Origin of the sequence: [Mycobacterium] manitobense, from assembly GCF_025821665.1 — a bacterium.
Taxonomy (GTDB): Bacteria; Actinomycetota; Actinomycetes; order Mycobacteriales; family Mycobacteriaceae; genus Mycobacterium; species Mycobacterium arseniciresistens.
This window is the reverse complement of record NZ_JACKSJ010000236.1, coordinates 1-4,496: the sequence shown is the minus strand read 5'-3', so window position 1 is coordinate 4,496 and position 4,496 is coordinate 1. Positions and strand designations below refer to the sequence as shown.

Genomic DNA, 4,496 nt, shown 5'->3' with positions numbered 1-4,496 from the left:
CCCGGCCCCGATGCCTCCCCCGCCGCCCGCGCCCGCGCCTTTCGACGCGATGGCCGCACCGGCACCGGCACCGGTACCGCCTCCTCCCGCTCCTGCTCCGCCGCCGCCCGCTCCGGTCGACCTGATGGCCGCTCCCGCTCCCGCTCCAGCCCCTGCGCCGGTGCCACCTCCGCCTCCCCCGGGCAACTCGCTCAACGGTGTCCCGCTGAACGCGCCGCTGCCGCCTGCGCCTCCGGCCGCAGACGTGCCGCCGCCCGCCCCGGAGACCGTCGTCACCGCCTCGAACTGGGATGTCGCCCCCGATGCCCCCGATGCGCCGCAGACCTGGTCGCTGCACAACGGTGCGCCGCTGCCGCTGCAGCCGGTCCCGCCTGCGCCGCCCGCACCGGCTCCGGCACCTGCACCCGGTGTCGTCGCCGCGCCTGCCGCCCCGGCAGCGGATCCGATGGCGCCGCTCAACGCGGTGAACATCCCGCAGCCGATGTTCGACGCGGCCAACGAGGCGATGTCCGGCGGCATGCCTGCCGGCCTTCCCGCGGTGCCCGGCGACCTGCCGGCGATGGCCCAGGGCATCCCGCACCTGGCCAGCCCCGAGAACCTGCCCCCGGGCGCGGCGCTCGCTCCGACCGGGCCGCAGCAGAGCGCGAACGTGACGTACCTCAAGGAGATCTGGCACGCGATCCAGACCCAGGACATCTCCGGCCAGGATGCGCTGCTGGCGCTGACGCAGCGGCCGCTGACGACGCCGGACACCCCGGGTGGCCCGCCGCCGAACGCGCCGGTCGGTGCCCCCGTGAATCCGGCGGCTGCGCCTGCTCCGCTCGGTGCGCCTGTTCCCGCACCGCTGCCGGCACCCGCGCCTGCTCCGGTTCCGCCGCCGGCCTGAGCGCCGTCAGGCGGAGTTGACCCACTCGTCGGAGCCGTCGCCGAAGAACTGGTGCTTCCACACCGGTAGCCGGTCCTTCACGGCGTCGACGAGCCGGGCACACGTCTCGAACGCCGCTCCCCGGTGGTCGGCTGCCACAGCGGCCACCAGGGCGGCGTCGCCGATCGCCAGCGGCCCTACCCGGTGACTCACCGCGATCGCACGCACGCCGTGACCCGCCGCGGCGATCTCGGCGGCCACCTCTTCGAGCACCTGCGCCGCGGTCGGGTGGGCGGAGTACTCGAGTCTCTGCACCGTGCGGCCCCCGTCGTGGTCACGGACCACACCGGCGAATCCGACCACCGCGCCGGCCGATTCGTGCGCGACGAGATCCTCGTGGCCGGAGAGGTCGATCGGCTCCTCGGTGAGTTCGGCCCGCAGCACGATCGCCGTCATCGCGGATGGTCCTTCCCGACGAGTTGGTCCAGTGCGTGTTCGAGCACCAGGTCGAGCACCGCCAGCCCGTCCCTGACGCCGCCCGGTGAGCCGGGCAGGTTCACGATCAGCGTGCGGTCCCGCACCCCGCAGACACCGCGGGAGAGCACCGAGGTGGGCACCTTGTCCTCGCCGGACCGCCGGATCGCGTCGGCCAGGCCGGGAATCTGGTAGTCGACGAAGGCGGCCGTCGCGTCGGCGGTGCCGTCCGTGGGTGAGATGCCGGTGCCGCCGGAGGTGACGATGAGGTCGACGTCGTCCGCGTGCGCCGCGGACAGCGCCGTGGCCACGTCGCGGCCGTCGGGAACCACCACCGGGGCGGGTGTGCCGATGCCGCGCTGTTCGAGCCAGTCCACGATGAGCGGGCCAGTGCGGTCCTCATAGACGCCTGCCGCGGCACGGGTCGACGCGATGACGACCCGGGCGGTACGCGTCACGGGTTGGTCCACTCGCCGGTCTTGCCGCCCTCTTTGTGCAGCACCCTGATGTCGCTGATGCGCGCGGCGCGGTCCACCGCCTTGATCATGTCGTAGAGCGTCAGCGCGGCCAGGCTCACCGCGGTGAGGGCCTCCATCTCGACGCCGGTGCGGTCGGTGCTGCGGACCGTGGAGGTGATCACGACGCGTGCGTCCTCGATGTCGAAGTCCACCTCGACCCCGGTGAGAGCGAGCTGGTGGCACAGCGGGATGAGGTCGCTGGTGCGTTTGGCGGCCATGATCCCGGCGATCCTCGCGGTCGCCAGCGCGTCACCCTTGGGCAGCCCGCCGGCGGTGATGAGGTCCACGACGTCGGGGCGGGTGTGCAACACCCCGGTGGCCACGGCGGTGCGCCGGGTGGCGTTCTTGGCGCTGACGTCGACCATGCGGGCCGCGCCGGACTCGTCGAGGTGGGACAGCTCCCCGCCGGTCACCGTTACTTGTTGACGACAGTGACGGGGTGTGTGTACGGCAGTTGGTCGGCCGGCAGAGGAAACGTCAGATCGCCGAACGGTGACAGCGCGCCGGTGCGGTCGGCAGCCAGCTCGCTGACCGCGTGCTCGTCGCCGTCGAGGTGCGCCGGCCAGCCGTTGTCGACGTATTGCTTCTTCTTCTTGTCAGCCACGTACACATTGTGGCAAACGCCGGGCGTGCTGGCGAGCTCGGGCGGAGGCTTTACGCTGGTCAGCAATGACCGAAAAGACTCCGCCGCCGGGCCGGAGTGACACCACCCGGGGATCGGCGGGCGTCCCGCTGGGCGCCTGGCTGGCCGAACTGCCCGACGAGCAGCTCGTCAGGCTGCTGCAATTGCGCCCGGACCTCACCCAGCCGCCGCCCGGAAACGTCGCGGCGCTGGCGGCACGGGCGACGTCCCGGCAGTCGGTCAAGGCGGCCACCGACGAACTCGACTTCCTGCGACTGGCGGTGCTGGACGGCCTGCTCGTGCTGCACGCCGACACCACGGCCGTCCCACTGACCAAGCTGGTCGAACTGTTCGACGGCCGCGCCGACGACCAGGCGCTCAACGCCGCCGTCGACGATCTGCGCGAACGCGCACTGGTATGGGGCGGGGCGGAGGTGCGGGTGGCCGCCGAGGCGTCTTCGGGTCTGCCCTGGTATCCCGGCCAGGCCGTCGTCGAGACCGCCGCGCCGTCCCCCGGGGACATCGCCCGCCGCCTCGAGGGCCTCGACACCGCCCAGACCGAGCTGCTGTCGCGCCTGGTGAACGGCTCGCCGGTCGGGCGCACCCGAGACGCCGCCCCCGGCACCCCGGCCGATCGGCCCGTGCCACGCCTGCTGGCCGCGGGGCTGCTGCGCCAGGTCGACGACGAGACCGTGATCCTGCCGCGGCTGGTGGGCCAGGTGCTGCGCGGTGAGGCGCCCGGCCCGCTGGACCTCACCCCGCCGAACCCGACCGTCTCGACCACCTCCGGCGCCGACGTGGACGCCGTCGCCGCCGGTGCGGCCCTCGACCTGCTGCGCGAGGTCGAATTGGTGATCGAGACCCTCGCGGCGACGCCGGTTCCCGAGCTGCGCAGCGGCGGCCTCGGTGTGCGCGACATGAAGCGGCTGACGAAGACCACCGGCATCGACGAGCAGCGGCTCGGCCTGATCGTCGAGCTGTCGGCGGCGGCCGGGCTGATCGCGGCAGGCATGCCGGAACCGGATCCCGGCGACGGCGCGGGCCCGCACTGGGCGCCGACGGTGGCCGCCGACCGGTTCGTCGAATCGTCGAGCGCCGCGAAGTGGCATCTGCTGGCGTCGACCTGGCTGGACCTGCCCGGCAGGCCGAGCCTCATCGCGACCCGCGGTCCGGACGGCAAACCCTATGCTGCGCTGTCGGACTCGCTGTACTCGACGGCAGCTCCGCTGGACCGCCGGTTGCTGCTGACCGTGCTGGCGGGCCTCCCCCACGGCGCGGGCGCCGACGCCGCCTCGGCGTCGGCCGCGATGATCTGGCAGCGCCCGCGCTGGGCCGTGCGGCTGCAGCCCGAACCCGTCGGCAGTCTGCTCACCGAGGCGCACGCGCTGGGTGTCGTGGGGCGTGGCGCCATCACCGGGCCCGGCCGCAAGCTGCTCAACGGCGATCCGGCCGACGACGTCATCGCCGCCATGCAGAAGGTGATGCCCAAGCCCATCGACCACTTCCTGTTGCAGGCCGACCTCACCGTCGTCGTGCCGGGGCCGCTGGAACGCGAACTGGCCGAGCAGCTCACCGCGGTCGCCACCGTCGAGTCGGCCGGCGCCGCGATGGTGTACCGGATCAGCGAGGGGTCGATCCGCCGCGCGTTGGACACCGGCCGCACGGCCAGCGAGCTGCACGCGCTGTTCGAGCGGCACTCCCGCACCCCGGTGCCACAGGGCCTGACGTACCTGATCGACGACGTCGCCCGCAGGCACGGGCAGTTGCGCGTCGGGATGGCCAGCTCGTTCGTCCGGTGCGAGGACGCGGTGCTGCTCGCCCAGGCGGTGAGCGCACCGGCCGCCGAGGCCCTGGAGATGCGGCTGCTGGCGCCAACGGTGGCGGTGTCGCAGGCGCCCATCGGCGAGGTGCTCACGGCGCTGCGCAATGCAGGTCTCGCGCCGGCGGCCGAGGACGCCTCTGGCGCGATCGTCGACCTGCGTGCCCGCGGCGCGCGGGTGCCGACCGCCCCGCGCCG

General features: G+C 73.6%; 5 protein-coding genes and 1 pseudogene. 2 read left to right on the top strand and 4 right to left on the bottom strand.

The annotated features are described in order from the left end of the window. A pseudogene (locus H7I41_RS26495) lies at positions 1 to 886 on the top strand (transglycosylase family protein); the annotation flags it as partial. A 6-nt stretch (positions 887 to 892) separates the two neighbouring features. Here H7I41_RS26495 and H7I41_RS26490 read toward each other — a convergent pair. Genes H7I41_RS26490 through H7I41_RS26475 form a run of 4 tightly spaced genes read right to left on the bottom strand, consistent with a single transcriptional unit; the run spans position 893 to position 2,461 of the window. After that, positions 893 to 1,321 carry a molybdenum cofactor biosynthesis protein MoaE gene (locus tag H7I41_RS26490; protein WP_264015621.1) on the bottom strand — a complete coding sequence of 143 codons (429 nt, stop codon included), beginning with the start codon at positions 1,319 to 1,321 and terminating at the stop codon, positions 893 to 895. Next, positions 1,318 to 1,797 (bottom strand): MogA/MoaB family molybdenum cofactor biosynthesis protein, encoded by a 480-nt coding sequence (locus H7I41_RS26485; RefSeq protein WP_264015620.1) that lies wholly within the window; start codon positions 1,795 to 1,797, stop codon positions 1,318 to 1,320. The genes H7I41_RS26490 and H7I41_RS26485 overlap by 4 nt, the downstream gene beginning before the upstream one ends. Next, entirely contained in the window at positions 1,794 to 2,222 is a 429-nt protein-coding gene (gene moaC, locus H7I41_RS26480) for a cyclic pyranopterin monophosphate synthase MoaC (RefSeq protein WP_276009684.1), read from the bottom strand. Before moaC ends, H7I41_RS26485 begins: the two co-directional genes overlap by 4 nt. A 50-nt stretch (positions 2,223 to 2,272) precedes the next feature. Beyond that, positions 2,273 to 2,461, bottom strand: a complete 189-nt coding sequence (locus tag H7I41_RS26475; protein ID WP_264015618.1) for a hypothetical protein — start codon at positions 2,459 to 2,461, stop codon at positions 2,273 to 2,275. 65 nt (positions 2,462 to 2,526) lie between these two features. On the opposite strand from H7I41_RS26475, the gene H7I41_RS26470 reads away from it, so the two are divergent. Next, positions 2,527 to 4,496: helicase-associated domain-containing protein (locus H7I41_RS26470; RefSeq protein WP_264015617.1), on the top strand; the 1,970-nt coding region annotated here is incomplete at its 3' end.

Coding starts and splice junctions, on each gene's coding strand:
- moaC (WP_276009684.1), bottom strand. CDS start 2,222: ATGGTCGACGTCAGCGCCAAGAACGCCACCCGGCGCACCGCCGTGGCC.
- H7I41_RS26490 (WP_264015621.1), bottom strand. CDS start 1,321: ATGACGGCGATCGTGCTGCGGGCCGAACTCACCGAGGAGCCGATCGAC.